The sequence below is a fragment of the Arthrobacter sp. MW3 TE3886 genome (assembly GCF_041262145.1).
GTDB lineage: Bacteria > Actinomycetota > Actinomycetes > Actinomycetales > Micrococcaceae > Arthrobacter.
On record NZ_JBGCAN010000001.1, the window covers coordinates 308,761 to 333,292 of the forward strand.

Annotated in this window: 21 protein-coding genes; 8 read left to right on the forward strand and 13 right to left on the reverse strand. The window is 66.3% G+C overall.

Annotated elements, in window-relative coordinates:
* Positions 1-45: 45 nt before the first annotated feature.
* A complete protein-coding gene (locus ABH915_RS01495) occupies positions 46-1,158 on the reverse strand; it encodes a substrate-binding domain-containing protein (RefSeq protein WP_018775586.1) in 1,113 nt (370 codons plus the stop codon).
* A gap of 165 nt (positions 1,159-1,323) precedes the next feature.
* Between ABH915_RS01495 and ABH915_RS01500 the strand changes: the two genes are divergently transcribed.
* The 3 genes from ABH915_RS01500 (at position 1,324) to ABH915_RS01510 (ending at position 5,436) form a co-directional block, all read left to right on the forward strand.
* Positions 1,324-2,319 carry a LacI family DNA-binding transcriptional regulator gene (locus tag ABH915_RS01500; RefSeq protein ID WP_370117007.1) on the forward strand — a complete coding sequence of 332 codons (996 nt, stop codon included), beginning with the start codon at positions 1,324-1,326 and terminating at the stop codon, positions 2,317-2,319.
* Positions 2,320-2,366: 47 nt separating this feature from the next.
* Positions 2,367-2,660, forward strand: a complete 294-nt coding sequence (locus ABH915_RS01505) for a putative quinol monooxygenase (RefSeq protein ID WP_370117010.1) — start codon at positions 2,367-2,369, stop codon at positions 2,658-2,660.
* Positions 2,661-2,811: 151 nt separating this feature from the next.
* A complete protein-coding gene (locus ABH915_RS01510; RefSeq protein WP_370117012.1) occupies positions 2,812-5,436 on the forward strand; it encodes a GH32 C-terminal domain-containing protein in 2,625 nt (874 codons plus the stop codon).
* 156 nt (positions 5,437-5,592) lie between these two features.
* Here ABH915_RS01510 and ABH915_RS01515 read toward each other — a convergent pair whose 3' ends face one another.
* Together ABH915_RS01515 and ABH915_RS01520 are read right to left on the reverse strand one after the other, a co-directional pair.
* A complete protein-coding gene (locus ABH915_RS01515; RefSeq protein ID WP_370117015.1) occupies positions 5,593-6,471 on the reverse strand; it encodes a PhzF family phenazine biosynthesis protein in 879 nt (292 codons plus the stop codon).
* A gap of 182 nt (positions 6,472-6,653) precedes the next feature.
* The gene (locus ABH915_RS01520) at positions 6,654-7,115 is read right to left on the reverse strand and encodes a hypothetical protein (RefSeq protein ID WP_370117018.1); all 462 of its coding nucleotides are present in this window, start codon (positions 7,113-7,115) and stop codon (positions 6,654-6,656) included.
* Positions 7,116-7,640: 525 nt separating this feature from the next.
* Between ABH915_RS01520 and ABH915_RS01525 the strand changes: the two genes are divergently transcribed.
* On the forward strand, positions 7,641-8,459 hold the full coding sequence (locus tag ABH915_RS01525) for a GAF domain-containing protein (RefSeq protein ID WP_370117021.1): 819 nt from the start codon (positions 7,641-7,643) through the stop codon (positions 8,457-8,459).
* 57 nt (positions 8,460-8,516) lie between these two features.
* Here ABH915_RS01525 and ABH915_RS01530 read toward each other — a convergent pair whose 3' ends face one another.
* The 9 genes from ABH915_RS01530 to glyA all read right to left on the reverse strand — a co-directional run bounded on the left by ABH915_RS01530 (position 8,517) and on the right by glyA (position 19,343).
* Entirely contained in the window at positions 8,517-9,110 is a 594-nt protein-coding gene (locus tag ABH915_RS01530) for an NADPH-dependent FMN reductase (protein ID WP_370117024.1), read from the reverse strand.
* A gap of 91 nt (positions 9,111-9,201) precedes the next feature.
* The gene (locus ABH915_RS01535; RefSeq protein WP_370117027.1) at positions 9,202-10,476 is read right to left on the reverse strand and encodes an N-acetylglucosamine-6-phosphate deacetylase; all 1,275 of its coding nucleotides are present in this window, start codon (positions 10,474-10,476) and stop codon (positions 9,202-9,204) included.
* Positions 10,477-10,569: 93 nt separating this feature from the next.
* Entirely contained in the window at positions 10,570-11,445 is an 876-nt protein-coding gene (purU, locus tag ABH915_RS01540) for a formyltetrahydrofolate deformylase (protein WP_370117030.1), read from the reverse strand.
* A gap of 2 nt (positions 11,446-11,447) precedes the next feature.
* A complete protein-coding gene (locus ABH915_RS01545) occupies positions 11,448-12,863 on the reverse strand; it encodes an L-serine ammonia-lyase (protein WP_370117033.1) in 1,416 nt (471 codons plus the stop codon).
* Positions 12,863-13,498 carry a sarcosine oxidase subunit gamma gene (locus ABH915_RS01550; RefSeq protein ID WP_026539061.1) on the reverse strand — a complete coding sequence of 212 codons (636 nt, stop codon included), beginning with the start codon at positions 13,496-13,498 and terminating at the stop codon, positions 12,863-12,865. Before ABH915_RS01550 ends, ABH915_RS01545 begins: the two co-directional genes overlap by 1 nt.
* Positions 13,491-16,445 carry a 2Fe-2S iron-sulfur cluster-binding protein gene (locus ABH915_RS01555; RefSeq protein ID WP_370117036.1) on the reverse strand — a complete coding sequence of 985 codons (2,955 nt, stop codon included), beginning with the start codon at positions 16,443-16,445 and terminating at the stop codon, positions 13,491-13,493. Before ABH915_RS01555 ends, ABH915_RS01550 begins: the two co-directional genes overlap by 8 nt.
* Positions 16,442-16,771, reverse strand: a complete 330-nt coding sequence (locus ABH915_RS01560) for a sarcosine oxidase subunit delta (RefSeq protein ID WP_370117039.1) — start codon at positions 16,769-16,771, stop codon at positions 16,442-16,444. Before ABH915_RS01560 ends, ABH915_RS01555 begins: the two co-directional genes overlap by 4 nt.
* 14 nt (positions 16,772-16,785) lie before the next feature.
* The gene (locus ABH915_RS01565) at positions 16,786-18,006 is read right to left on the reverse strand and encodes a sarcosine oxidase subunit beta family protein (protein WP_018775572.1); all 1,221 of its coding nucleotides are present in this window, start codon (positions 18,004-18,006) and stop codon (positions 16,786-16,788) included.
* Positions 18,003-19,343, reverse strand: coding sequence for a serine hydroxymethyltransferase (gene glyA, locus ABH915_RS01570; protein ID WP_370117043.1), 1,341 nt, complete (start codon positions 19,341-19,343; stop codon positions 18,003-18,005). The genes ABH915_RS01565 and glyA overlap by 4 nt, the downstream gene beginning before the upstream one ends.
* A gap of 143 nt (positions 19,344-19,486) precedes the next feature.
* On the opposite strand from glyA, the gene ABH915_RS01575 reads away from it, so the two are divergent.
* Positions 19,487-20,158 carry a GntR family transcriptional regulator gene (locus ABH915_RS01575; RefSeq protein ID WP_370117046.1) on the forward strand — a complete coding sequence of 224 codons (672 nt, stop codon included), beginning with the start codon at positions 19,487-19,489 and terminating at the stop codon, positions 20,156-20,158.
* A gap of 109 nt (positions 20,159-20,267) precedes the next feature.
* Here the strand turns inward: ABH915_RS01575 and ABH915_RS01580 are convergent, their stop codons facing one another.
* Positions 20,268-20,393 (reverse strand): hypothetical protein, encoded by a 126-nt coding sequence (locus ABH915_RS01580; RefSeq protein ID WP_370117049.1) that lies wholly within the window; start codon positions 20,391-20,393, stop codon positions 20,268-20,270.
* Between the two features lie 481 nt (positions 20,394-20,874).
* On the opposite strand from ABH915_RS01580, the gene ABH915_RS01585 reads away from it, so the two are divergent.
* The 3 genes from ABH915_RS01585 (at position 20,875) to ABH915_RS01595 (ending at position 24,513) form a co-directional block, all read left to right on the forward strand.
* Positions 20,875-22,284 (forward strand): MFS transporter, encoded by a 1,410-nt coding sequence (locus ABH915_RS01585; RefSeq protein WP_370117052.1) that lies wholly within the window; start codon positions 20,875-20,877, stop codon positions 22,282-22,284.
* 62 nt (positions 22,285-22,346) lie between these two features.
* Positions 22,347-23,603, forward strand: a complete 1,257-nt coding sequence (locus tag ABH915_RS01590; protein ID WP_370117055.1) for an aminopeptidase P family protein — start codon at positions 22,347-22,349, stop codon at positions 23,601-23,603.
* Positions 23,604-23,700: 97 nt separating this feature from the next.
* Positions 23,701-24,513, forward strand: coding sequence for an IclR family transcriptional regulator (locus ABH915_RS01595; RefSeq protein ID WP_370117058.1), 813 nt, complete (start codon positions 23,701-23,703; stop codon positions 24,511-24,513).
* Positions 24,514-24,532 lie beyond the last annotated feature (19 nt).

Genomic DNA, 24,532 nt, shown 5'->3' on the forward strand with positions numbered 1-24,532 from the left:
CCGGCAGTGGGCTCCGGACTCCCCGCCCCGCAGTGAAGCCGGAGGTTACTTTCCCCAGCAGATGTCGGAGGCTTCGGTGGTGGTGATGCTCTTGACGCCGTCGGCCGGCTTGTCCGTGACGAGCTCGACGCCGGTGTTGTAGAAGTCCAGCCCCGGTGAGTTCGCCGGCTTCTGGCCGGTCTTGGCGAGGTCAACGATGGCCTTGACGCCCAGTTCGGCCATCTTGACCGGGTACTGCTGGGCCGTGGCGCCGATGACGCCAGACTTGACGTTGTTCACGCCGGTGCAGCCGCCGTCCACCGAGACGACCAGCACGTCCTTTTCCTTGCCGGCGGCCTTCAGTGCCTCGAAGGCACCCGCTGCTGCAGGTTCGTTGATGGTGTACACGACGTTGATGTTCGGGTTCTTGGCGAGGAGGGTTTCCATGGCGGTGCGTCCGCCGTCTTCGGCGCCCTGGGAGGCCTGGCTGCCGACGATCTCGTAGTCGCCGCCCTTGCCGCCGGTGTACTTGCCGGTCTTGGCTTCGTCGCCGTTCTTCTTTTTGTCGGCGGTGTCGATACCGAGGCCGGTCAGGAAGCCCTGGTCCCGGTTGTAGTCAACTGAGACGACCTTGTCGTCAAAGAGATCGACGAGGGCAATGGTCGCTTTTTTCCCGTCCAGCTGGGCTGCGGTCCATTTGCCGATCAGCTCGCCGGCGGCGAAGTTGTCCGTGGCAAACGTGATGTCGGCGGCGTCGGCGGGATCCGGCGGGGTGTCCAGAGCGATCACGAAGAGCCCGGCGTCCTTGGCCTTCTTCAGGGCGTCCACTACGGACGGGCCGTTGGGGGTGATCAGGATGCCCTTGTCACCTTTGGAGATGGCGTTCTCGATGGCCTGGATCTGGGTGTCCTCGTCGCCGTCAGCCTTGCCGGCCGCGAGCTTCAGGTCCACGCCGCCTGCCTCGGCCGCCTTCTTCGCCCCGTCCTGCATGGAGACGAAGAACGGGTTGGTCGTCGTCTTCACGATCAGGGACACGCCGACCTTTTCGGCGGCCGAGCTGCCGGGGTTGGCCGCGGGGGTTCCGCCGCAGGCGGCAAGGCTGAGGGTGCCGAGGGTCAGAACTGCGCCCATGGCGAGCAGGCGGTGGGTCATGGTGCGCGGTGCTTTGGAACTCAACATTGAATCTCCTGTTTTCGTGGCACTTTCCGATGCCTGACAACGATGTCAGGCATCATGTAATCAGCGTCACAAGGTAGAGTCAATGAAAATTCGATGATGAAGGACGATGTGATGACAACGATGTCTAATCGTTACCAAGCGGACCCCGGGAAGAATCGCCCCACGATGCGCCACGTCGCAGCATTGGCAGGAGTGGGCATCAAAACGGTTTCCCGCGTGATGAACGACGAGCCAGGCGTCTCCGAAGCCACCCGGCAGCGCGTGCTGGGCGCGTCCCAGCAGCTCAACTACCAGCTGGACATGGCGGCCGGGAGCCTCCGGCGGACCGGGCGGCAGACGCTTTCGATCGGCCTCCTGCTGCCCAGCGTGGCCAACCCGTTCAGCAGCGAGGTCCACCGCGCGCTGGAAGACACGCTTGCGACCCGCGGCATCGCCGTCTTCGCCGCCAGCCTCGACGACGACCCCGAACGGGAAAAAGCCATGGTGGCCGCGTTCCTCGGCCGGCGGGTGGATGGCCTGGTCCTGACTCCCATAGCGCGGAGCCAGTCCTACGTCATTCCGGAACACTCCCGCGATCTGCCGATGGTGTTCATCGACCGTGAACCCGTGGGCATCGAGGCGGACGCCGTGGTGACGGACAACGCTGTCGGAGCCGCCAGGGCAGCGGCCCACCTCATGGCGCACGGCCATACCAGGCTTGCCTGTCTGGGCGACCGCACGGACATCCAGACCGCCCGGGAACGGCGGCGCGGCTTCATCGAGGAGCTGGGCCGGGCCGGCATTGCAACATCCACCGTTCCGGTCCGCGACGGACTGCACGATGAGGAGTCGGCACGGCTGGCCGCGCTTGAACTGTTCACGGCCGAGGACCCGCCAACGGGCATCTTCTCCAGCCAGAACCTCGTCACGTTCGGCGTCATGCGCGCGCTGAAAGAGCTCGGGTTAAGCAAGCGCGTGGCCCTGATAGGGTTCGATGACTTCGCGCTGGCGGACATGATGGATCCGGGCATCACGGTCATTGCCCAGCATCCCGAGAGGATCGGGAAGCTTGCCGCCGAGCGGTTGCTGGCCAGGATCGACGGCGACGATAGTGCGCCGCAGACCTACGTCGTTCCGTCCGAACTCATCCAGCGCGGCTCCGGCGAGCTCCCGCCGGCCTGATGATCCGAAATTCCACCACTGAGGCCAATCCACAACAAGGGAAAACCATGATCAAAACGCTTTACGCAGAGTTCACCGTCAAGCCCGGCAGCGAAAGCCGGGTTGCCGAGATGATGCGCGAACTTACAGAACACGTCCGCCGCGAACCGGGCAACCAGCTGTTCCTGCCCTGCACGCGGGAAAGAAACCCCCGCGAGTACTTCGTCTTCGAGGTCTATGAAGGCGACGCGGCATTCCAGGAACATATCAGCGCAGCCTATGGCGCGCGTTTCAACGCTGAGCTCGCGGAGCACATCGAGGAGGACGGCTCAGTGCTGACCTGGCTCCAGCCGGTCGAGTAATCTCCGGCCTGCCTCAGCGGAGGGGCCGGCCGGCGGTTCCCAGGCCCGGTTCGCCAAAATCGTTGACTTGTCTGATGGACATAACTTAGCGTCCTTCGCACTGACAACGTTGTCTATTGACGACGCGCGCGATGAAGGGCGAAACAAGCAGATGAACAGAACGACCACCCGCAGGACGCATGCCGTTTCTGCATTGACGCTCTCGGGACTGATGATGGCCGCGGCACTGGCAGGTTCCCTGCCGGCGTCGGCCGCTACAGGCCTCGGAGACGAACCCTACCGGCCGGCCTACCACTACACGCCCGCAAAGAACTGGATGAACGATCCCAACGGAATGGTCTTCCACAAGGGCGTCTACCACCTCTACTACCAGCACAACCCCTCCGGAAACACCTGGGGGAACATGTCCTGGGGCCACGCCACGTCCACGGACCTGACCCATTGGAAGGAGCAACCGCTGGCCATCTCCACCGATGACCAGGAAGATGTCTTCTCCGGAAGCGTGGTGGTGGACAAGGACAATTCCTCGGGGTTTGGCACTGCGGAGAACCCGCCCCTCGTGGCCATCTATACCAGCGCGTACAAGGACGCCTCTGCGCACCGCGGCCTGCAGGCGCAGTCCCTGGCCTACAGCCTGGACGACGGCCAGACGTGGACCAAGTACTCCGGCAATCCCGTGCTCAACCGGAACTCTGCCAACTTCCGCGACCCGAAGGTGGTTTGGTACGACAACCCGGCCGGCGGCGGCTACTGGGTGATGACCGCGGTCGAAGCGCAGGAGCACAAGGTGGTCCTCTACAAGTCCGCCAACCTCAAGGATTGGTCGGCGCTGAGCGAATTCGGGCCAGCCAATGCCACCGGGGGACAGTGGGAATGCCCGGACCTGTTCCCGCTCGCCGTGGACGGTGACCCCAGCAACGTCAAGTGGGTCATGGTTGTGAACATCAATCCCGGCGGCGTGGCCGGCGGATCCGCCGGCCAGTACTTCGTCGGAAACTTCGATGGCACAACATTCACGTCCGAGTCCACCAAACCGGCCGCGGCGCTTCCTCCCGGCACGGTCCTGGCCGGGTTCAACGACGGAAACTACAACGGCTGGACCGTCAACAACGAGCCGGGCAACTGGAAGAACGGTCCCTTCGGTGACGTCCCCGCAGCCGGGGCGATCGGTGGGCAACAAACCGTCTCCGGCTTCACCGGAGCAGGACTCGTCAACTCCTTCAACGACGGCGACTGGCCGCTTGGATCCATGCAGTCACCAACCTTTACGGTCTCCAATGATTACTTGAACTTCCTCGTAGGCGGCGGCAAGCACCCGCGAGTCTCCGACAAGCTGGACAACACCCCACCCGAGGGGGAGCTCAAGTTCAACGGCTTCGAGGTTCCCCCAGGGACAACGCTGGCCGACTCCGGCTGGACCGGAACCGGTGACCTCACCCCCAACTTCCAGCCCGCCAGCAGCGGCGGGGACTTCTATATCGGGGCCAAACGGGTCAACACCTTCGAGACCGGCAGCGCGCCGGGCGATGACCGGCAGGGCACCCTGACATCACCGGAATTCCCCATCACCAAGAATTTTATGAGCATGCTGGTCGGCGGCGGCAACCGCTCCGCGGACTCCGGACAGATCCTGGCCGCCCAGTTGCTCATCAACGGCAGCGTGGTCCGCTCCCTTGCGGGAGACAATTCCGGAATCCTGAACTGGAAGGGCTGGGACGTTTCCGAATTCGCGGGACAGAATGCACAGTTGCGGGTGGTCGACGAGGCTACCGGCGGGTGGGGCCACCTGACCTTGGACCATGTCATGCTCACCGACAGCGCCGCTGTTCCCAGGTCCGATGAAGAATCCGTGAACCTGGTGGTCAACGGAAAGGTGGTCCGTACGGCCACAGGCAGCGACAGTGAATCGCTGGATTGGGCATCGTGGAATGTCAAAGAATTCGTTGGCCAACAGGCACAGATCAAAGTCGTCGACAACAACCGATTCGGCTGGGGGCATATCCTCGCTGACGAGTTCATCGCGAGCCCCACAGCAGCGACAAGCCGACTGCAGTCCTACGACTGGCTGGACTACGGCCGGGACCTCTACGCGAGCGTGTCTTTCGGCAACATGCCCGATAACAAGCGGGTCATGCTGGGCTGGATGAACAACTGGGACTACGCCAACGACATCCCCACCAGCCCCTGGCGCAGCGCCATGGCACTGCCGCGTGAAGTGAAACTGATCCAGACCCCGGCAGGTCCCCGACTCACCCAAAGCGCCGTGAAGCAGGTCGACAAGCTGGCCCAGAAGCCGCGCTACTCGACCACGAACGGCATCCGGATCGCGGAGGGGGCAGTCCCGTTGCCGGCGGCCGCCTCCGGCCAGGTCCAACGAGTCGACATCACGTTCGCTCCGGGCACGGCCAAGAAATCCGGCATCACCGTGCTGGGCGACGGGACATCATCCACCGTCATCGGCTACGACGCCACGACCGGGAAGCTCTTCGTTGACCGCACCAACTCCGGCAACAGCGCGTTCCACCCGGCCTTCGCTTCCATCGAGGACGCCCCCGTCACCCTGGACAGGAAGGGCAACATCACCCTGCGGATCTACCTCGACCGCTCTTCAGTCGAGGTGTTTGCCCAGGACGGTCTGCGGACCATCACCGACCAGGTATTCCCCAACGCCGGAGCAGACAAGATGGCCCTCTTCGCAGAAGGCGGGACCGCGCAGCTCAAATCACTCATCGTGACACCGCTGGAAAAGGCGATGTTCCTCCCCGAAAGGAAGTAACCCGGCCCACCGCCTGGCCTGCTCCCAAGGAGTTGGAACTGAAGGGACTGCGTCCGGCATTGCACCCGGCGCAGTCCCTTCAGCGTGTCCGTCACAGCGGGGGGCACGCTGACGCCGAAGTCCTTCAGCTGCCGGCGGTTGGCCTCCACCTGGTGATCAGCTGTTGCCCGCAGCGGCGGGGATCCGGACGGCCCTGCCGCTGACCCCTATTCCGCCGGCAGCGGGAATGTCCACGGTGAGCAGGCCCGGCCGGCCGACGTGTCTTCCCTGGTGGATGAGGACTCTCGACGGGGGATCGACCAGGCCCAGGATGCGCAGGTAGGCGCCGACCGCCGCCGCGGCGGCCCCGGTGGCGGGGTCCTCCGTGATGGCACCGACGGGGAACAGGTTCCGGGCCTCGAATTCGCCATCTGCGATCGGGTGCAGGACGGCCACCGTCGCGGCCCAGCCCTGTTTGTCCATGAGCCGGCGCACGGCCTCCGGATCGAAGGAAAAGGAGTCGAAAAGATTGCGGTCCGCGACGACCAGCACCGGATGCCAGTTCCCGGAATACGCGATCCGCGGCGGATAGCCCGGATCGAGATCGTCCGGGCCGACGCCGAGCAGGCCAAGGAGGTCGGCCAGGACGTCGTCGTCGAAGGCGGCCAGCTGTGGTTCAACGCCCGTGAATGATGCGGTTATGTCGGCGCCGTCGTCCGCTGTTTCGATGCGGACGGGGCCGACGGGGGTCTCGAAGGTGAAGGCGCCTGCCCCGTCGCGTGCGCTTAGCGCCACGGCCAGCGCAATCGTCGCATGGCCGCAGAATGGCACCTCGGCGATTGGCGAGAAGTACCGAACCCGGCTCCGGCGCGGGTCCCCGCCGACGCCGGGCTCCGTCACGAAGGCCGTTTCCGCGTACCCGACGGCGGCCGCCACCGCCAGCATCCCGGCGTCGCCCAGGTGGCGGGCATCCAGCACCAGGCCGGCAGGATTGCCGCCGGTGGGCGTCGTGGAAAAGGCCGCGTAGCGCAGGACCTCCGGGGTGGTGTTTTCCATACACCGATCCTCCCATGCCGGGTCACCACCTCAGGGGCCCGCGTTGTGGCTGTCGAGCAGGGTTAATGAATCGCAGACAGGCCCGTCTGCGGGAGCCCAGCACGTGTCGGGAGGATTCGACTGCGACCATTCCTGCATCTGAGGGCTCAAGGGCCCCGATTGGGACAAGACATGTCAGAGCGCTAGCAGTTGACCTCGGTCCTGAGGTCGCGGATCGCGGCCTCGACGTTGGAGGCTTCGTCGCGGAGGGAATCAGCGGCCTGAGCCAACGTGGCGTCGTTCGGCACCGCGGCGACGGCGGCATTGAACTTGGCTTCGGCGGCCTTAACCGCATCCGCCCGTTGTTGGGCGAGGTTCTCGCTTGCCTTGGCCAGGTCCTCATAGGTCGCCGTGACCTGGTCCTGGGCGGAGTGGACCTGCTCGATGGTGGCGTCCGGCTTCAGCGTGGCCTTGAAATTCGCCAGGGCTGCGGCGTGGGCATCGGCAGCAGCGCAGACTTCCGACACGCTCGCGGGCGGGCTCGAGATGGCCGCGGTGGGGCTTGTGGTGGCAGCCGGCGGACTGGTTGGGCTGCATCCGGTGAGCAGTACGACGGCGGTCGCAAGCGCGATGGATCCCACGACGATTGCGTGCTGTCTCGACATTTGGAGGCTCCTCTCCCAGCTGGGCTCGCCCCCGGCATTGGGGCACCGAAGGGCATATCCATCGTCTGCCCGGACGCCGGTGCGGACCTCATCCGCCGGGGGTGAAATGGGTGGGAGTGCACGGCCAGCCGGCACGGGCCCAAAGGCCCTTTCGGGACCGGCGGAACGCGGGTATTAATGGTTGAGCCACGGCGGGACGGGTCCTCCGCGACTGGTGTTGAAGCCGGGGCGGGCGGTCCAGGGCGGATGTCACATACTTCCCTGGGCCGCCGCGGCGCTGATGCGGCTCGCCGCTGTTCCGGTAATAGCTTGCCGGAACAGCTCTCGGGACTATCTCAGCGGAACAGCTCATCGAAACAGGTCGCCGGGACAGCCCGGAACCATACGAATGTGACAGGGCTTTGGCTTTGACAAAGACAGGGCCTTTGGCTCTGACAAATGGGAGGCGCGGCGGTGTCCGCCCGGACGTATGCTGTTTTCATCGGTTCAGCAGTGAGCTGCGTGCCTGGATTTCGAGCGTGGAACATGACCCAAGGAACTGCAAGAGACGGCCGGCAGGATCGTTATGCCTCCTTCTGGGAGCTGCACTTCAACGACCCGGATGTCGGTGCCTTCCTTAGCGAAGCCGTGAGTGAGTTTGTCGACGACATCGGTGGTCCCGGCCGTGGGATCAGCTGGGCAGTCACACTGGTCTGGTCCGCGGAGGCCCTCACGCTGACCGCGGGCAGCGCACCGGCGCGGGCCGCCGACGAGGCGCAGCGTTCCTTCGACGACGGGCCCGCCCGCACGGCGGTCCGAAGCGGCGAATTTGTGTTCGTCGGCGACACTTCCCTGGAGCGGCGCTGGCCCGGGTACGCCAGCGCCGCCGCAGCCTTCGGGGTCCGGTCCCTCGTGTCCGTTCCACTGGTCCCGCAAGAGATCTTCCATGCCGCAGTGAACCTGTACGCCCCGTGGCCGCACGTCTTCACCAGCGCAGACATCATCGCAGCGGCTCGACTGGCCCGCTACATCTCCCGAGCACTGCGTTTGGTCCAGGAACTGGCGCTGCGGTCCGGGGGCGGCGCAGATCTCTCCTCGGCGCAGCTCTCCCGGGCACTGGCCGGGCTGGCGCTGCGGACGCTGGTGCGGGAGTACGGGTTTAGCGAAGAGGGGGCCCTTGACTACCTTCGCAGTGTCGCGGGCGGAGCCGCACGGGAATCCTCCGGCGGCACGGTCCATGTCCTGGTGCCCGATTCCGTTCCGGCCCAGAACGTGCCCCAGCCCAGTCCGTATGCCCCGGTGCCACGCGGCGGAGACACGCCTCCCGTCCGTCGACGGCGGCGCAGGACGGGAACTCCGGCCTAGGCGGACATCGGCACGAACCCAGCGGCCCCGGCAAGCCGGGCTCAGCCTGGGCAGCGGTCAGGCCGCGCTGGCCTCTTCGGTCCCGTGGGCGTGGTCTGGCCGGAGGATCTTCAGTGCGCCGGCCCACGCGATCACTTGGTCAAACAGGGTCTGCAGGCTTCCTTCCGCGGCCGCCGTCGGGATGAAAGTGCGGTAATTCGCGAACTCAGTGGCCAAAGGAAGCGCCACCTGGGCCCGGACGTCGGCCATCTGCAGCTCCGCGGCCACTGCGCGGAAGTGTTCGACGGCGCGGATGCCGCCGCTGCTTCCGTAGCTGACAAACCCGGCGGCCTTGTTGTTCCACTCCTTGTAGAGGTAGTCCACAGCGTTTTTCAGCGCCCCGGGGATCGAGTGGTTGTACTCGCCCGTGACGAAGATGTAGCCGTCGAATCTGTCGACAGCTTCGGACCAGGCCTTAGTGTGCCCGAGGCTGTAACGGCCCAACGAGGGCGGCATTGGCTCATCCAGCAGCGGAAGATCAAAATCCGCGACGTCGAGGACGTCAAAGGTGGCATCACCGCGTTCTGATGCCCGGGCATTTACCCAGTCGGCGACGGCCTTTCCGAGGCGTCCGGGCCGGGTGCTCCCGAGCACGATAGCGATGCGGATCATGGCGGGCTCCTTTCCGGAAGTTGTGTTAGCCCACACTCAGAACAACAAAACGGAGAGCCCGAAACTTCCGCAACCGCCGCCGCCCCGGGGTTCAGGGCTTGCGCGCGGCGCGTCGATGGTCCGGCAGGATCCGTCCGCCACGCAGGACGGTCACGAGGTCGAAGCCCGGATCAACGGCGATGATATCGGCGCGCATACCAGCCCGGAGGCCTCCGATCTCGGTCTCCAGGCCCAGGACCCGGGCCGGAACCAGGGTGGCCGCCGCGACGGCGTCCGCCGGACTCACTCCCGCCGCGATGGTGGTGCGGACAACCTCCAGCAGGGTCGCCGTGCCCCCGGCAAGAGCACCGCCACTGCGCAGGGTGGCCACGCCGTCGTGCACCACAACATCCGCGGCGCCGAGTTCGTAGTTCCCGTCGGGCAGCCCGGTCGCCGCCATGGAGTCCGTCACCAGCGCGATGCCCCCGGCTCCGACCAGGTTAAACACCATCCGGACCGTCTCCGGGGCGAGGTGGACGCCGTCGCCGACGAGCTCGACCACGACCGTGCCGGCGGCCGCCAGCCGCAGGCACGCGGCCACCGGTCCGGGACTCCGGTGATGCAGGGGAGGCATGCCGTTGAACAGGTGGGTCACCGTGGGTCGGGCATGCGGCCCGAAGGCCCCGGAAACCGCGCCCGAGCCGATAAGGTCCGTGGCTTCCGCCAGTGATGCGGCCGCGACGGGGGCAGGCGCATCGGTATGGCCCAGCGAGGGGGTCACGCCGTGGTCCGTGAGGATCCGGAGGAGCTCACTGGCGCCCGGCAGTTCGGGGGCGTACGTCATGGTCCGCAGGGCTCCGCCGGCCGCCGCCACCAGCCGCCGGAGCAGTGCAGGGTCGGGGTCACGGAGCCACCGCGGGTCCTGCGCGCCGCAGCGGGCGGCGGCGAGGAACGGGCCCTCGGAGTGGACGCCGGCGATCAGTCCCTCGGCTGCCAGGACCTTGAGTACGCCGAGCGACCGCACCAGCTCATCGTCCGGGGCGGCGACGAGGCTGGCCAGGAGCGTGGTGGTCCCGTTGCGGTGCAGGAAGTCCACGGCCGCCCGGCAGGCCCGGTCATTGCCGGCCGGGAATCCGCCGCCCGCGGCGCCATGGCAGTGGAGGTCGACAAGCCCGGGAAGCAGGGAGCTGCCGGGCGGCAGTGGCAGCTCCTCCGCATCCGGGAAATGCGCGGCGTCAAAGCCGCCGCTGGGTCCCGCGTAGGCGATCCGGCCGCCTTTGACGGCCACCACGCAGTCCGGTGTGCAGGCGCCGTCCGTGATGAGGGCGCCCCGCAGGAGGTAGGCAGGAGCGGCGGCGGCGTCGCGGTCCTCGAGGGGCAGGATCATGGTGCCTGGTTTCTGTGTGGCCGGGCGTTGGCGGGCAGGTATGGCTAGTTGAAGACTAGCTTGGCAGGTTCCGGAGCCAACGCCGAGCCAAACCTAGCGCAGCACCACTGTCCTGTTGCCCTGCAGGATGACGCGTCCCTCGCAGTGCCAGCGGACGGCGTTGGAGAGTGCCCTGCATTCGGTATCGCGTCCGGCGGCCACGAGATCGTCCGGGCTGAAGGTATGGTCCACCTCCACCACTTGCTGGGAGATGATGGGCCCTTCGTCCAGCTCCGCGTTGACGTAATGGGCGGTGGCGCCGACCGTCTTCACGCCCCGGGCATGCGCCTGGTGGTACGGTTTCGCACCCTTGAAGCTGGGCAGGAAGGAGTGGTGGATGTTGATGGCGCGGCCATCCAGCTGGCGGGTGAGGTTGTCGCTGAGGACCTGCATGTAACGGGCCAGGACCACCAGTTCCACGTCCATCCGGTCGATCAGTTCCAGGAGCCGCTGCTCGGCCGCAGGCTTGGTGTCCGGGGCGACCGGCACGTGGAAGAAGGGGATGCCGTGCCATTCGACGGTCCGTCGGTGGTCGGGGTGGTTGGAGACGACGCCGACGATCTCGATGGGCAGCTCTCCGGTGCGTGCCCGGTACAGCAGATCGTTGAGGCAGTGCTCGAATTTCGAGACCATGATCAGCACCCGCCGTTTGGTCCCGTGCCGCCGCAGCTCCCAGCGCATGCCGAACTTTTCGGCGACCGGCACAAACGCGTCCCGGAGCAAATCCAGCGTGGTGTGGTCTCCGGCCGACGCGAAGTGGACCCGCATGAAGAAATGGCCGTCCAGTTGAGAGTCGAACTGTTTGCTCTCCAGGATGTCGCAGCCCTGGTCCAGCAGGAAGCCGGACACGGCGTGGACTATCCCGCGCGTTTCAGGGCAGTCCAGGGTCAGGACGTGCTCAACGGTGTCGGGTGTCTGAACCTCGGCCATGGTCAGCACTCCACGACGTTCACGGCGAGGCCCCCGCGGGAGGTTTCCTTGTACTTGGTTTTCATGTCTGCTCCTGTTTCGCGCATGGTCTTGATTGCTTTGTCCAGCGAGACTTTGTGGCTGCCGTCGCCGTGGAGGCACAGGCGGGCGGCGTTGATGGCTTTGACACTGGCGATCGCGTTGCGTTCGATGCAGGGGATCTGCACGAGCCCGCCGACGGGGTCGCAGGTCAGCCCGAGGTTGTGCTCGATCCCGACTTCGGCGGCGTTTTCCACCTGTTCCGGGGTGCCGCCCAGCACTTCGCAGAGTCCCGCCGCCGCCATGGAACACGCCGATCCGACTTCGCCCTGGCAGCCGACCTCCGCCCCGGAGATGGAGGCGTTGATCTTGAACAGGATCCCGACGGCGGCCGCCGCCAGCAGGAACCGGATGACGCCGTCGTCGTCGGCGCCCGGGACAAACTTGACGTAATAGTGCAGCACGGCCGGCACAATGCCGGCGGCGCCGTTGGTGGGAGCAGTGACGATCCTGCCGCCCGCGGCGTTTTCCTCGTTGACGGCCAGCGCGAAGAGGTTCACCCATTCCATGGCGAGCAGCGGGTCGGCAGGCACGTGGACGAGCGAAGGGTTCCGGGCATCCGCCTCGGCGCTGAGAGCGGATGCTGCCAGCGTCCGGAACAACGCCGGGGCGCGGCGTTTGACGTTCAGCCCGCCGGGCAGGATGCCCTCGGCAGCGCAGCCGTTGTCCACGCATTGGCGCATGACCGCCCACAGTGCCAGGAGTTTTTCCCGGAGGTCGGCCTCGCTGCGCCAGACGAGTTCGTTGGCCAGCATGACGTCGGAGACGGACATATTCTCGCGGCGACATATTTCGAGGAGTTCGTCAGCTGTTGTGAACGGGTAGGGCAGCACGGTCTCGTCGGCCACCACGTGGTCAGCGCCTTGTGCGTTGCCATCGACGACGAAGCCGCCCCCGATCGAGTAGTAGCTGCGCTCCCGGAGCACTGCCCCGTTGTGGTCAAGCGCCCGGAAGGTCATGCCGTTCGGATGGGCCGGCAACGACTTGCGGCGGTGCAGGACCACGTCCTCATCCCAATTGAAGTCGACCCGGTGATGGCCGGCGAGCTGGAGCTCCGCATCCAGGGCAGCGGCAGCCACCTGGTCATCAGCGGTGCCCGTATCCACGCTCTCGGGATCCTGGCCCTGAAGCCCCAGGACGACGGCCTTGTCCGAACCGTGGCCCCGGCCGGTGGCGCCGAGGGAACCAAACAGCTCGGCCTGCACCTTCGCCGTTGAGCTCAGCTGCCCATCGCTTTTGAGCCCATCGGCGAACCGCTTGGCCGCCCGCATCGGGCCGACCGTGTGGGAGGAGGACGGCCCGATACCAACAGAAAACAGGTCCAGGACGCTGAGCGCCATCAGGGAACCTCGGTGGACGCATATTCGCGCATGGCGTCCAGGAGCCAGCGGCCCAGGAACTCCGCGAAGGATGCCCGCGGGAAGATCCGGTAGGTCTCGTCCCCGGTCTTCCACAGAATGGCGGGGATGCCGCCGATTTCCGTGGACAGCGCCGTCCCGGGCTTGAAGACCCGGGGGTGCAGGTCCAGGGCGCAGCCCTTCTCCAGCACGGCACTGGCCCGGGGCCCGGAGAGCTCAAGCGTGGTGCGGTTGGCGGAGAGATCCACCACCTGGCCCTCGCCGTCGCCCAGTGCTGCGATGAGCGCCCGGGGGAGCTCGCCGCCCAGGCTTTCGTGGGATTCGGCGGGGGCCACGAGCAGGAATTCTGCCGGGCCCAGCCACAGCACCGCGGTGTCGCCGCTGCCGCGGACTTCCCCCGAAGCGGAGGGCAGCCCTCCGGTCACAGTGCCCAGCCGCTTCCCGGCCTCGCCGGCCGGATCGACCCGAAGCCCTGCCATGGTCAGAAACGGCACCTCGCGCAGCTCCACGGTGCCCGCAACGGACCCCGCTTCAAAAGCTGTCCTCAGGACCGACGCCGGGCTCTTCCGGAGGGTCTGAATCTTCTTGGAATTTTCGAGTGCTGCTGTGTCAGCCATCTTTACGGGCCCCTTCAGAGTCAAAAAGTACTGTTTCTGCGACGACAACGTCAACCAGCTGATCGCCGGCGGCGGCCACCAAGGTTTCGCCAATGCGGTTGCGCCCGTTCTTTATCAGGGCCAGCGCAAACGACCTGCCCAGCGCCGCGCTGTGGTAGCTCGAGGTCACGAACCCCTGCATCGGCACGGGGCCGTAGGCGGGGTTGACGGTGATGCCCTGTTCCACCAACTGGGTGCCTTCGGGGAGCCGGATGCTGCCGTCCACGGGGAGGACACTGACCAGGTGTTTCCGGTCGGCGCGGCCGGCGTCCTTGCGGGTGTAGGAGCGTTTGCCGATGAAGTCCTTGACCTTGGACACCACCCATTCCATGCCGGCGTCCTGCGGGGTGACGGTTCCGTCGGTGTCCTGGCCGACGATCGGGTAGCCCTTCTCCGCCCGCAGCACGTGCATGGTCTCGGTGCCGTACGCGGTGATGTTGAACTCCGCGCCGGCCGCCGCCACGGCCTCCCAGGTGCTCAGTCCGTACCAGGACGGAACATTGATTTCGTAGGCCAGTTCGCCGGAGAACGAGATCCGGCAGACCCGGGCCGCAACGCCGGATGCCAGGGTGGTCTCGCGGAACGTCATGAACGGGAAAGCCTCGGCGTCCAGGCCGCCGTCGACTGCCAGTTCCGGCGCCACTTTGGCGAGCACGGCGCGGGATTTTGGTCCGACGACGGCGATCGTGGACCACTGCTCCGTGACGGACGTGCAGTGCACATCAAGTTCAGGCCACTCGGTCTGCAGCCATTCCTCCAGCCAGTCCAGCACCTTGGCCGCGCCGCCGGTGGTGGTGGTCATGAAGTACCGGTCCTCGTCCAGGCGGAGCGTGACGCCGTCGTCGAAGATCATCCCGTCCGGAGTGCACATGACGCCGTAGCGGGCCGAACCCGGAGCGAGTTTCTTGAACGCGTTGGTGTAGATGCGGTTCAGGAACTCGCCCGCATCCTTGCCGCGGATCTCGATCTTGCCCAAGGTGGTGGCGTCCATGAAGCCCACGGATTCCCGGACGGCGGCGCATTCGCGAAGGACCGCGGTGTCCATGTCCTCGCCGTCCTGCGGGTAATACCAGGGCCGCTTCCATTGGCCGACGTCTTCGAAGAGGGCGCCCTGGGCGACGTGCCAGGGGTGGATGGAGGTGAGGCGGGCGGGGTCGAAGAGTTCGCCGCGCTGACGGCCGGCGAGGGCGGCGAACGCCACGGGCGTGAAGGGGGCACGGTAGGCGGTGGTCCCGATCTCGCCTACCCCAACCGTTTCACCGCCGCCGTGCTTCAGCGCGGCAGCGATCACGCCGATCGCGTTCACCCCGGAAGTCTTGCCCTGGTCGTTCGCGGTGCTGATCGACGTGTACCGCTTGACGTGTTCCACCGAGCGCATGCCGGCCCCGGTGGAGCGGAGGACATCGGCCACGGACTGGTCGCGCTGGAAGTCGACGAAGTGGTGGTGCCAGTCCGCCGGACCGCCGTCCTCCCCGGGAACCAGCCACAGCTGGCGGGTCGGGGCGGAGGCGCGCGGCGCCGCCGGCGGTGAAGGTTCGACGTCGGAGTCGAAGCCCGCGGCCAGGACCGCTGCGGCCCCGGCGGAGACTCCTTCGGCCACGCAGTCGTCCAGGGCGAAGGTGCCGCGGCCGGAGCCGGCCACCTGCTGGTTGGGAACCACGCTGTTGGGGACGAAGGCGGCGAGGTCGTCGTCCCAGCGGAGCCTGCCTTGGCGCTGGGAGTGCAGGTGTACCACGGGTGACCAGCCGCCGGAGACGGCCAGCAGGTCGCAGGCGAGCTGTTCGATGCCCGAGGTGAGTTCGCCGGCGTCGTTGATGCTCCGGACGGTGACGCCGGCGAGCCGGCCGTCGCCGGACGCATCGGCCGTCGTGTTGGCGACGGCGCTGCCGATCAGCACGCGGGTGCCGGCCGCGGCGGCTGCCGCGGCGGTTTCGCTCAGCTGTGCGCGGGCGTCCACGACGGCCTCGACCTTGATGCCGGCGGCGCGGAGGTCGGCGGCCAGGGCGTAGGCGCTGTCGTTGGTGGTGCTGATGACCACACGGGAACCGGCGGCGACGGCGTAGCGGTTGAGGTAGCTGCGGACCGCGGAGGCCAGCATGATGCCGGGGCGGTCGTTGTTTTCGAAGACCAGCGGGCGCTCATGGGCACCCGGGGCCAGGATGACCTGGGCGGCGCGGATGTGCCAGATCCGCTGGCGGGACACGCCGGGTGCGGCCGGGGTCAAGAGGTGGTCCGTCCGGTTCTGGACCGCGATGACGTAGTTGGAGTCGTAGGAACCGAAGGCGGTGGTGCGGTTCAGTACCGTGCACTCGGCTGCGGAGATCAGTTCGGCTTCAACATTGGCCACCCATTCCAGGGCGGGCTGCCCTTCGATGGTCTCCGCGAGGGCGGGATCGGTGGATTCGGACAGCAGTGATCCGCCGAGTTCGGGCTGGTCGTCAATGAGGATGACCCGGGCACCGGCGCGGACGGCCTGCCGCGCTGCGGCCAGGCCTGCGGGCCCGCCGCCGACCACGAGGACGTCGGTGTGGACGTATTTCTTGTCGTATTCGGCGTGGTCCTCGGCCGGGTCCAATTTTCCCAGTCCGCTGAGGTACTCGGCGCCGAGGCCGTCCACGAGGGACACCGTGGTGGCGGGGAGCATGGATTCGGCCACGTGGCCCGGGAACCGGGCGGCGACCTTGACCAGGGCGTTGGATTCCTCCACCCCGGCGGACATGATGCCGCGGGGCCGTCCCTCATACAGGGAGTCACCCGCGCGGAGCCGGCCGCTGGCCAGCAGCGCGGAGGCGAGGGTGTCGCCGGGGTGGCCCGTGTACTCACGGCCGTCCAGGGTGAAGCGCCAGGTGACACTGCGGTCGATGCGGCCGCCGGTGCTAAGACGCGCGGGCTGCGGCTGAGCGGTCATTTGACTGCTCCTTCCGGGGATACGGGGCTGGTGAGGGTGGGGGCTGTGGTTCCCGTGGCGGGGCGGAGTTCGCCCATCGGGTAGACGGCCTGGATGTCGTAGGTGAGCGTGTCGCGGAGCATGTTGAACCATTGCCGGCACCCGGTGCTGTGCAGCCAGCGTTCGGCGAAGGCGCCCTTGGTGTTGTCGCGGTAGAACAGGTACTCGGCCCATTCGCGGTCCGTGAGCTCTGCCGGGTTTTCGGGGTAGGCCACGTGGGCCTGGCCGCCGTAGTGGAATTCGGTCTCGTCGCGGGCACCGCAGTTGGGGCAGGGAATCAGGAGCATGTCCTTACCTCTTTCTAGTGGGCCACGGCGGCGGCGCCGTGTTCATCGATCAGGGCGCCGGTTTCGAAGCGCTCGAGTGCAAAGGGCTGGTTGAGTTTGTGCGGTGTTCCGGTGGCGATCGTGTGGGCGAATGTCAGCCCGGCGGCCGGCGTGCCCTTGAATCCGCCGGTTCCCCACCCGCAGTTGACGAACATGTTCTCCACCGGGGTGGTGCCCACGATCGGGGAGGCATCCAAGGTGGTATCCACAATCCCGCCCCACGTCCGGAGCACGTGGGCCCTGGCAAAGATCGGGAAGAGTTCGACGGCGGCTGCCATCTGGTGCTCGATCACGTGGAATGATCCGCGCTGGCCGTAGCCGTTGTAGGAGTCCACTCCGGCGCCCATGACCAATTCACCCTTGTGCGCCTGGGAGACATAGACGTGGACGTGGTTGGACATGACCACCGTGGGATGGACGGGCTCGTGGAGCTCGGAGACCAGTGCCTGGAGGGGGTGGGACTGGATCGGGAGCCGGAACCCGGCCATTTCCGCCAGCACCGAGCTGTGTCCTGCCGCGCAGAGTCCCACCTTTTCGGTGTTGATGGTGCCGCGGTTGGTCTTGACGCCCACCACCTTGTTCCCGTCCTTGATGAAGCCGGTGACTTCGCAGTTCTGGATGATGTCCACGCCCAGCTCATCGCACTTGCGGGCGAACGCCCACGCGACGTGGTCGTGCTTGGCGATGCCGGCGCGCGGCTGGTAGGTGGCGCCCATGACCGGGTAGCGGATGTTGTCGTTGATGTTCAGGATGGGGCAGAGTTCCTTGACCTGCTGCGGGTCCAGCCACTCGGCGTCGACGCCGTTGAGTTTATTGGCTCCGACGCGGCGGACGCTTTCGCGGACGTCGCCCAGGGTGTGGGCCAGGTTCATGACCCCGCGCTGGCTGAACAGGAAGTCGTATTCGAGTTCTTCGGGCAGGATCTCCCACAGCTTCAGGGCGTGCTCGTAGATCGCGGCACTCTCGTCCCAGAGGTAGTTGGAGCGAATGATGGTGGTGTTCCGGGCCATGTTGCCGCCGGCGAGCCAGCCCTTTTCCAGGATGGCGATGTTGGTCATCCCGTGGTTCTTGGCCAGGTAATACGCCGTCGCCAGTCCATGTCCGCCGCCGCCGACAATCACGGCGTCGTAGGAGGACTTGGGGTCTGGGTTGCGCCAGAGGAAGTCCGGGTGCTCCGGCAGGTGTTCGGTGGTCATTGTGCTGCTCCAATCAGTTCTGCCTCAAGCCCGGTCGCCGCTGTGCTGGTGCCGAGATGCGGATAAAGGGGGAATCGGTCCGCGAGGGCGCTGACGCGTCCGCGCAGTTCAGCGGCGGTTTGGTCGCTGAGTTCGTCCCCCGGCACCTGCGAGATGAGGGCGGAGGCGATGATGTCTGCCACCTCGGTGAACTCCGCGGCACCGAAGCCGCGGGTGGCCAGGGCGGGGGTGCCGATCCGCAGCCCGGAGGAGACCATGGGCGGGCGGGGATCGAACGGGACGGCGTTGCGGTTGACGGTGATGCCGATCCGGTGGAGCCGGTCTTCGGCCTGCTGCCCGTCCAGTTCCGAGTCCCGCAGGTCCACCAGGACCAGGTGCACGTCGGTGCCGCCGTTGACCACGGAGATCCCGGCCGCCGCGACGTCGTCCTTCAGGAGCCGGGACGCGAGAATCCCGGCGCCTTCGAGCGTGCGCTCCTGGCGTTCCTTGAACTCGGGGGATGCCGCGATCTTGAAGGCCACGGCCTTGGCCGCGATCACGTGCTCCAGTGGGCCGCCCTGCTGGCCGGGGAACACGGCGCTGTTGATCTTGCGCGCGTACTCCTCCTTGGCCAGGATCACGCCGCCGCGCGGGCCGCCGAGGGTCTTGTGCGTGGTGGTGGTGACGACGTCGGCGTAGGGGACCGGGTTCGGATGCAGCCCTGCGGCGACCAGGCCGGCGAAGTGCGCCATGTCCACCATGAGGTAGGCGCCCACGAGGTCGGCGATGCGCCGGAACTCGGCGAAGTCCAGCTGCCGGGAGTAGGCGGACCATCCGGCCACGATCATCTTGGGCCGGTGCTCAAGGGCCAGGGCCTCCACCTCGGCCATGTCCACCAGGTGGTTGTGTTCGCTCACGTGGTACGGGACCACGTTGTAGAGCTTGCCGGAGAAATTGATCTTCATCCCGTGGGTGAGGTGGCCGCCGTGGGCCAGGGCCAGTCCCATGATGGTGTCGCCCGGTTCCAGGAGGGCGAACATGGCGGCAGCGTTGGCCTGCGCGCCGGAGTGCGGCTGGACGTTGGCGTACTCGGCGCCGAACAGGGCCTTGACCCGGTCGATGGCGAGCTGTTCGATCACATCAACGTGCTCGCAGCCGCCGTAGTAGCGCTTGCCCGGGTAACCCTCGGCGTACTTGTTGGTCAGCACCGAACCCTGTGCCTCCATGACCCCGGCGGGGGCGAAGTTCTCGGACGCAATCATTTCCAGGGTGGACTGCTGGCGCTTCAGTTCCCTCGCCACGGCCTCTTCGACCTCGGGATCGACTACGGAAAGTCGCTCGTTCAACTGCTCAACCACGGTTGCTCCTTTGAAATACCACTATTGCTATGACTGATATATCAGTGTGAGAACAATGGTATGATTGAGATCACACCAGAGTCAATAGCCGGAAGCCAAGTGGAACCAGGCTTCCGGTTGAAATCCAGAAACGGAGCCGAGCCGTGAATGCACTCACCGTCCTGCCGCCCGCAGAGGACGAGGCCATCTCCCAGGCGGAGGCCGCGTACCGGCAGCTGCGCGACAAGCTGATCATGCTCGACATCCGGCCGGGCGAACCCATTAATGACGGGCAGCTCGCCGCCGAGCTCGGGTTCGGCCGCACTCCCGTGCGCGAGGCGATCAAGCGGCTGGAAGTGGACCACCTGGTGGTTTCCTACCCGCGACGGGGAACGTTTGCCACCACCGTGGACTTCACGGAACTGGCCGACGTCTCGGAAATCCGGGAACTGCTCGAACCGCTGGCGGCGCGCCGGGCGGCAACGCGGGCCAACGCCGCCATGCGCCGCGAACTGCTGGATGTCGCCAAGACCATTGCGGAACTGGCCCCGAGTCCTGCAGAGTCCCGCGAGCTGATGCGATACGACCTGACGGTGCACCGGCTGATCTACCGGGCCGCGGCCAACCCGCATCTGGAGGACACTCTGATCCGCTACGACAACCTGGCCACTCGCATCTGGTGCCTGGTCCTGGACAAGGTTCCCTCGGTCAGCGGCCACATTAGCGAGCACGTGGAGCTGCTCAAGGCGGTGGCCGAGGGCGACGCGGACAGGGCGGCCGAGCTCGCCCTGCACCACGTCACCAGCTTCGAGGAGACGATCCGCAAGGTCCTCTAGCGGGCGAAATCGCCGGAAACGTCCGGGGTCGCCGGAAGTATACGGCGAACCCGCACGCTTCCGGCGACGTGGGCGACAGCGGGCGGCTCCCGCCGTGGTCCACCTCAGATCAGCGGCCGCGGTTGGTCATGGCGTGCTTGGTGCGGGAGTAGTCGCCCAGGGCGTCGATGGACAGGTCCGGTCCGTAGCCGGAGCACTGAATCCACCCCAGGCTCAGGACTGCGACGAGATGCACTTTACTTCCAGCGCTTCGGCCACTTCACGTTCATCAGGAGCAGTCCCAGCAGGAGCGAATCGACGGTCATGATTGCCGCCATGAGATAGGCCCACCCGGCCATCATGGCTGGCCCGCCGTCCGGCGGCCGGAAGTGCGCGTGCGTACCAGAATGCCCATGACGATCTCCTGACGTGGACCCCCCAGTCACTCGATAGTCCACCCAGTTTGCCACCGCGTCGGTCGGGGCGGAACTGCGGCGCCTGCCGGCTCAAGCTTTTCCCAAGCTGACGCACGCGCGTCGCAAATGTGCAACGCTGTCACGCTGAATGCAACCATCTTGCTGTCGCCTTGCGGGCATCTGCCGCGCGGCTGCGGCGACATCTCTCCCGCGCTGTGCGCAAGGTCGGAAGCAAAAAAGCATTGACTGTGTCATGCGTCACGCCTAATCTGGTGCAACAGCGTTGCACTGATTGCAACTTCAAAACACTTTGGTGGACACATGAGTAACGAAAATTCCTCCCCCGCCACTCTTGCGGGGCAGACCAGCCCGGAGTCGAATAACGGGCATGGCAGTACTTCCCCGGGACAAACTACGTTGAGCGGCCATGCGGCCCCTGGCGGCCACGATCCCGCAGTCAGCAGGGAAACCCGACGGCGGGTGGTCGCCGCCAGCTTCATCGGGAACTTCGTCGAATGGTTCGACTACGCCGTCTACGGCTACCTGGCCGCAACAATCGCCGCGGTCTTCTTCCCCGAGTCCAATCCCCAGACCGCGCTTTTGCTGACCTTCGCCTTGTTCGCGATCTCATTCCTGGTGCGGCCGCTGGGCGGCTTTGTCTGGGGCCACATTGGCGATCGGGTGGGGCGCCGTACCGCGCTTTCCCTGTCAATCCTGATCATGTCCGGAGCGACCTTCTGCATCGCCCTGATCCCGGGATACAACGCCATCGGCATTTGGGCGCCGATCCTTCTCCTGGTGGTGCGCGTCGTCCAGGGCTTCTCGGCCTCGGGCGAATATGCCGGTGCGTCGGCCTTCCTGGTGGAGTACGCCCCGGCGAACAAGCGCGGCCTGTACGCGGCCGTGGTTCCGGCCAGCACGGCCGCGGGCCTGCTGCTGGGCTCCCTGCTCGCGGGCCTGCTGACCGTCCTGCTCAGCGCAGAGGCGATGCAGAGCTGGGGATGGCGCCTGCCGTTCCTGCTCGCCGCCCCGATGGGCCTGATCGGACGCTATATCCGCACCAAGCTCGAAGACACGCCGGTGTTCCGCGAACTGGCAGAGGAGGACCAGGCCATCAAGGCCCCGGTATCCAGCCTCTTCCGGAACCACTGGCGGTTGCTGCTGAAGGCCGTCGGAGCCGTGCTGCTCAACGCCGTCGGGTTCTACGTGATCCTGAGCTACATGCCCACGTACCTGTCCTCGGAGCTCGGTCTCGGTGCGGCCGAATCCTTCCTGGCCACCACCATCGCCCTGGTGACATACATCGGGTTCATCTTCCTGACCGGTATGCTCTCGGACCGCTACGGCCGCAAGAAAGTGCTGATCGCCGCATCCCTGAGCTTCATCCTGCTGACCGTGCCGGCTTTCGCCCTGCTGGGCACCGGGAACTTCCTGGTGATCGTCCTGGTCCAGATCCTGCTGGGGGGCATGCTGACGCTCAACGACGGCACGCTCCCGAGCTTCCTGGCGGAAATGTTCCCCACCCGCGTCCGCTACAGCGGCTTCGCCGTCAGCTTCAATCTCTCCAACGCGCTCTTCGGCGGCACTGCGCCGTTCATGGCCACCCTCCTGATCGCCGCGACGGCCAATGACCTGGCGCCGGCCTGGTACCTGGCCGGCGCCGCGGCCATCTCCCTGATCGCCGTGGCGCTCTCCCGGGAAACCAGCAAAGAACCGCTGCGCCACGAGTAGCCCCGGCCGGCCCCCCAAATTTTCCCCTCCAAAGAACAGCACTGCAGAAAGGCACCACCACCATGACCATCGCAACCTCCAACAACGCTTCGTCCATCGCCGAACTGGAGCGACTGAAAGTCCTGCACAACGGGCAGAAGGAAAAGCTGACCTTTTCCAACGCCGAATTTGAGCGCCGGCTCGGCGGACTGCGCCGCATCATGGCGGAGAAGGACCTGGACGCCGTCGTCCTGACCAGCTACCACTCCATCAAGTACTACTCGGACTTCCTCTTCACTTACTTTGGCCGGTCCTACGCCATGGTGGTCACCAAGGACGACACCGTGACGGTCACGGCCAACATCGACGCCGGCATGCCGTGGCGGCGCAGCTACGGCGACAACGTGGTGTACACGGACTGGCGCCGGGACAACTACATCTTCGCCATCCAGGAGGCGCTGCGCACCCGCGGAATCAACCCCCGCCGGCTCGGCGTCGAAGACGATTCGCTCCCGCTGGACAACCGGAACAAGATCCAGGCAGCCTTTGCCGGGGCCACCCTGGTGGACGTGGCCCAGGCTGCGATGCGCCAGCGGATGATCAAATCGGCCGAAGAGATCGAGGTGATCAAGCACGGGGCCCGCATCGGCGACCTGGGCGGCGAAGCCATCCGCAACGCCATCACCGCCGGCATCACCGAATATGAGGTCGCCCTGATCGGCACCGAGGCCATGGTCCACGAAATCGCCCGGACGTTCCCGGATTCGGAAATTCGTGACACCTGGGTATGGTTCCAGTCCGGCATCAACACCGACGGAGCCCATAACTGGGCCACCACGCGCAAGATCCAGGAACACGACATCCTGTCCCTGAACTGCTTCCCCATGACGTCCGGGTACTACACCGCACTGGAGCGCACTTTGTTCTACGGCGAACCCGACGCCCGCTCCCTGGAGCTGTGGAACATCAACGTGGAGGTCCACAAGCGCGGACTCGAGCTCATCAAGCCGGGAGCTGTCTGCAAGGACATTGCCGCCGAGCTGAACGAGATCTACGTGGGCCACGGACTCCTTGCCAACCGGACGTTCGGCTACGGACATTCGTTCGGCGTTCTGAGCCACTACTACGGCCGCGAGGCCGGGCTGGAACTCCGCGAGGACATCGACACCGTGCTCGAGCCCGGCATGGTGGTCTCCATGGAACCCATGATCACCGTCCTGGACGGCCAGCCAGGCGCCGGCGGCTACCGCGAGCACGACATCCTGGTGGTCGGTGAGGACGGAGCCGAGAACATCACGAAGTTCCCGTTCGGCCCGGAATACAACATCGTGGGCGCCTGAGCGGCCCACACCCCCTGAAAGGGACGGACAGCAGAAGCGGCGCCACGTCCACCGTGGCGCCGCTTTTGGGCCCTCATGCGGAATGATGGTAGACACCATGACCCCAGCAGAATCTCCCGGGACCACCGGAAACGGCGACACCAAGGGCACCTCCGTCATCGTCAACGCCATCGCCGTGCTGCGAACCTTCACGGCGGACGAACCGTTGCTCGGGGTCACCGAGATCGCCAACCGGGTGGGCCTGCACAAGAGCACCGTTTCCCGGATCCTGGCCACCTTCGAACAGGAACACCTGGTGGAACGCGATCCGGAAACCCGCCGCTTCCGGCTGGGGCTGGGCCTGATCGCCGTCGCCGGACCGTTGCTCGCCGAACTGGAAGAACGGCGCGTGGCGTATCCGGTCCTGCGTGAACTCACCGAACGGACCGGCGAAACCAGTGCCCTCATGGTGTGGAACGGCGCCGAGGCGATGTGCGTGGAGCAGATCGCGAGCCACCACCAGATCAAGCACACCACCCCGCTGGGAGCCCGGTACACCGACGCCATGAGCGCCTCCGTGCAGGTCTTCCTGGCCGCAGCGCCCGTCGAACGCGTCCGAACCCTCCTGCGCAGCGGAGCGATCAGCTACCCGGGACTTGATGACGCGGGCCTGGATGGCTACCAGATCAAGCTCAAGGATGTGACGGCCCGCGGCTGGGCCATCAACTACGGCGAATCCTCCATCGACGAAGTGGGCGTGGCCGCTCCCGTCCACGACCACCGCGGCGACATCGTGGCGGCCGTCCTGATCTCGGCGCCCCGGTTCCGCGTCTCACGCGAAGGACTGCAGAGCCTGGGCGAAGCGTGCGCGGCTGCGGCGGACAAAATCACCAGCCGGCTGGGCGGCCGCGCGTCCCGCGGCAACGACTAACGCCGGGCCGGCAAGCAAC

Coding starts and splice junctions, on each gene's coding strand:
- ABH915_RS01495 (WP_018775586.1), bottom strand. CDS start 1,158: ATGTTGAGTTCCAAAGCACCGCGCACCATGACCCACCGCCTGCTCGCC.
- ABH915_RS01500 (WP_370117007.1), top strand. CDS start 1,324: ATGCGCCACGTCGCAGCATTGGCAGGAGTGGGCATCAAAACGGTTTCC.
- ABH915_RS01505 (WP_370117010.1), top strand. CDS start 2,367: ATGATCAAAACGCTTTACGCAGAGTTCACCGTCAAGCCCGGCAGCGAA.
- ABH915_RS01510 (WP_370117012.1), top strand. CDS start 2,812: ATGAACAGAACGACCACCCGCAGGACGCATGCCGTTTCTGCATTGACG.
- ABH915_RS01515 (WP_370117015.1), bottom strand. CDS start 6,471: ATGGAAAACACCACCCCGGAGGTCCTGCGCTACGCGGCCTTTTCCACG.
- ABH915_RS01520 (WP_370117018.1), bottom strand. CDS start 7,115: ATGTCGAGACAGCACGCAATCGTCGTGGGATCCATCGCGCTTGCGACC.
- ABH915_RS01525 (WP_370117021.1), top strand. CDS start 7,641: ATGACCCAAGGAACTGCAAGAGACGGCCGGCAGGATCGTTATGCCTCC.
- ABH915_RS01530 (WP_370117024.1), bottom strand. CDS start 9,110: ATGATCCGCATCGCTATCGTGCTCGGGAGCACCCGGCCCGGACGCCTC.
- ABH915_RS01535 (WP_370117027.1), bottom strand. CDS start 10,476: ATGATCCTGCCCCTCGAGGACCGCGACGCCGCCGCCGCTCCTGCCTAC.
- purU (WP_370117030.1), bottom strand. CDS start 11,445: ATGGCCGAGGTTCAGACACCCGACACCGTTGAGCACGTCCTGACCCTG.
- ABH915_RS01545 (WP_370117033.1), bottom strand. CDS start 12,863: ATGGCGCTCAGCGTCCTGGACCTGTTTTCTGTTGGTATCGGGCCGTCC.
- ABH915_RS01550 (WP_026539061.1), bottom strand. CDS start 13,498: ATGGCTGACACAGCAGCACTCGAAAATTCCAAGAAGATTCAGACCCTC.
- ABH915_RS01555 (WP_370117036.1), bottom strand. CDS start 16,445: ATGACCGCTCAGCCGCAGCCCGCGCGTCTTAGCACCGGCGGCCGCATC.
- ABH915_RS01560 (WP_370117039.1), bottom strand. CDS start 16,771: ATGCTCCTGATTCCCTGCCCCAACTGCGGTGCCCGCGACGAGACCGAA.
- ABH915_RS01565 (WP_018775572.1), bottom strand. CDS start 18,006: ATGACCACCGAACACCTGCCGGAGCACCCGGACTTCCTCTGGCGCAAC.
- ABH915_RS01585 (WP_370117052.1), top strand. CDS start 20,875: ATGAGTAACGAAAATTCCTCCCCCGCCACTCTTGCGGGGCAGACCAGC.
- ABH915_RS01590 (WP_370117055.1), top strand. CDS start 22,347: ATGACCATCGCAACCTCCAACAACGCTTCGTCCATCGCCGAACTGGAG.
- ABH915_RS01595 (WP_370117058.1), top strand. CDS start 23,701: ATGACCCCAGCAGAATCTCCCGGGACCACCGGAAACGGCGACACCAAG.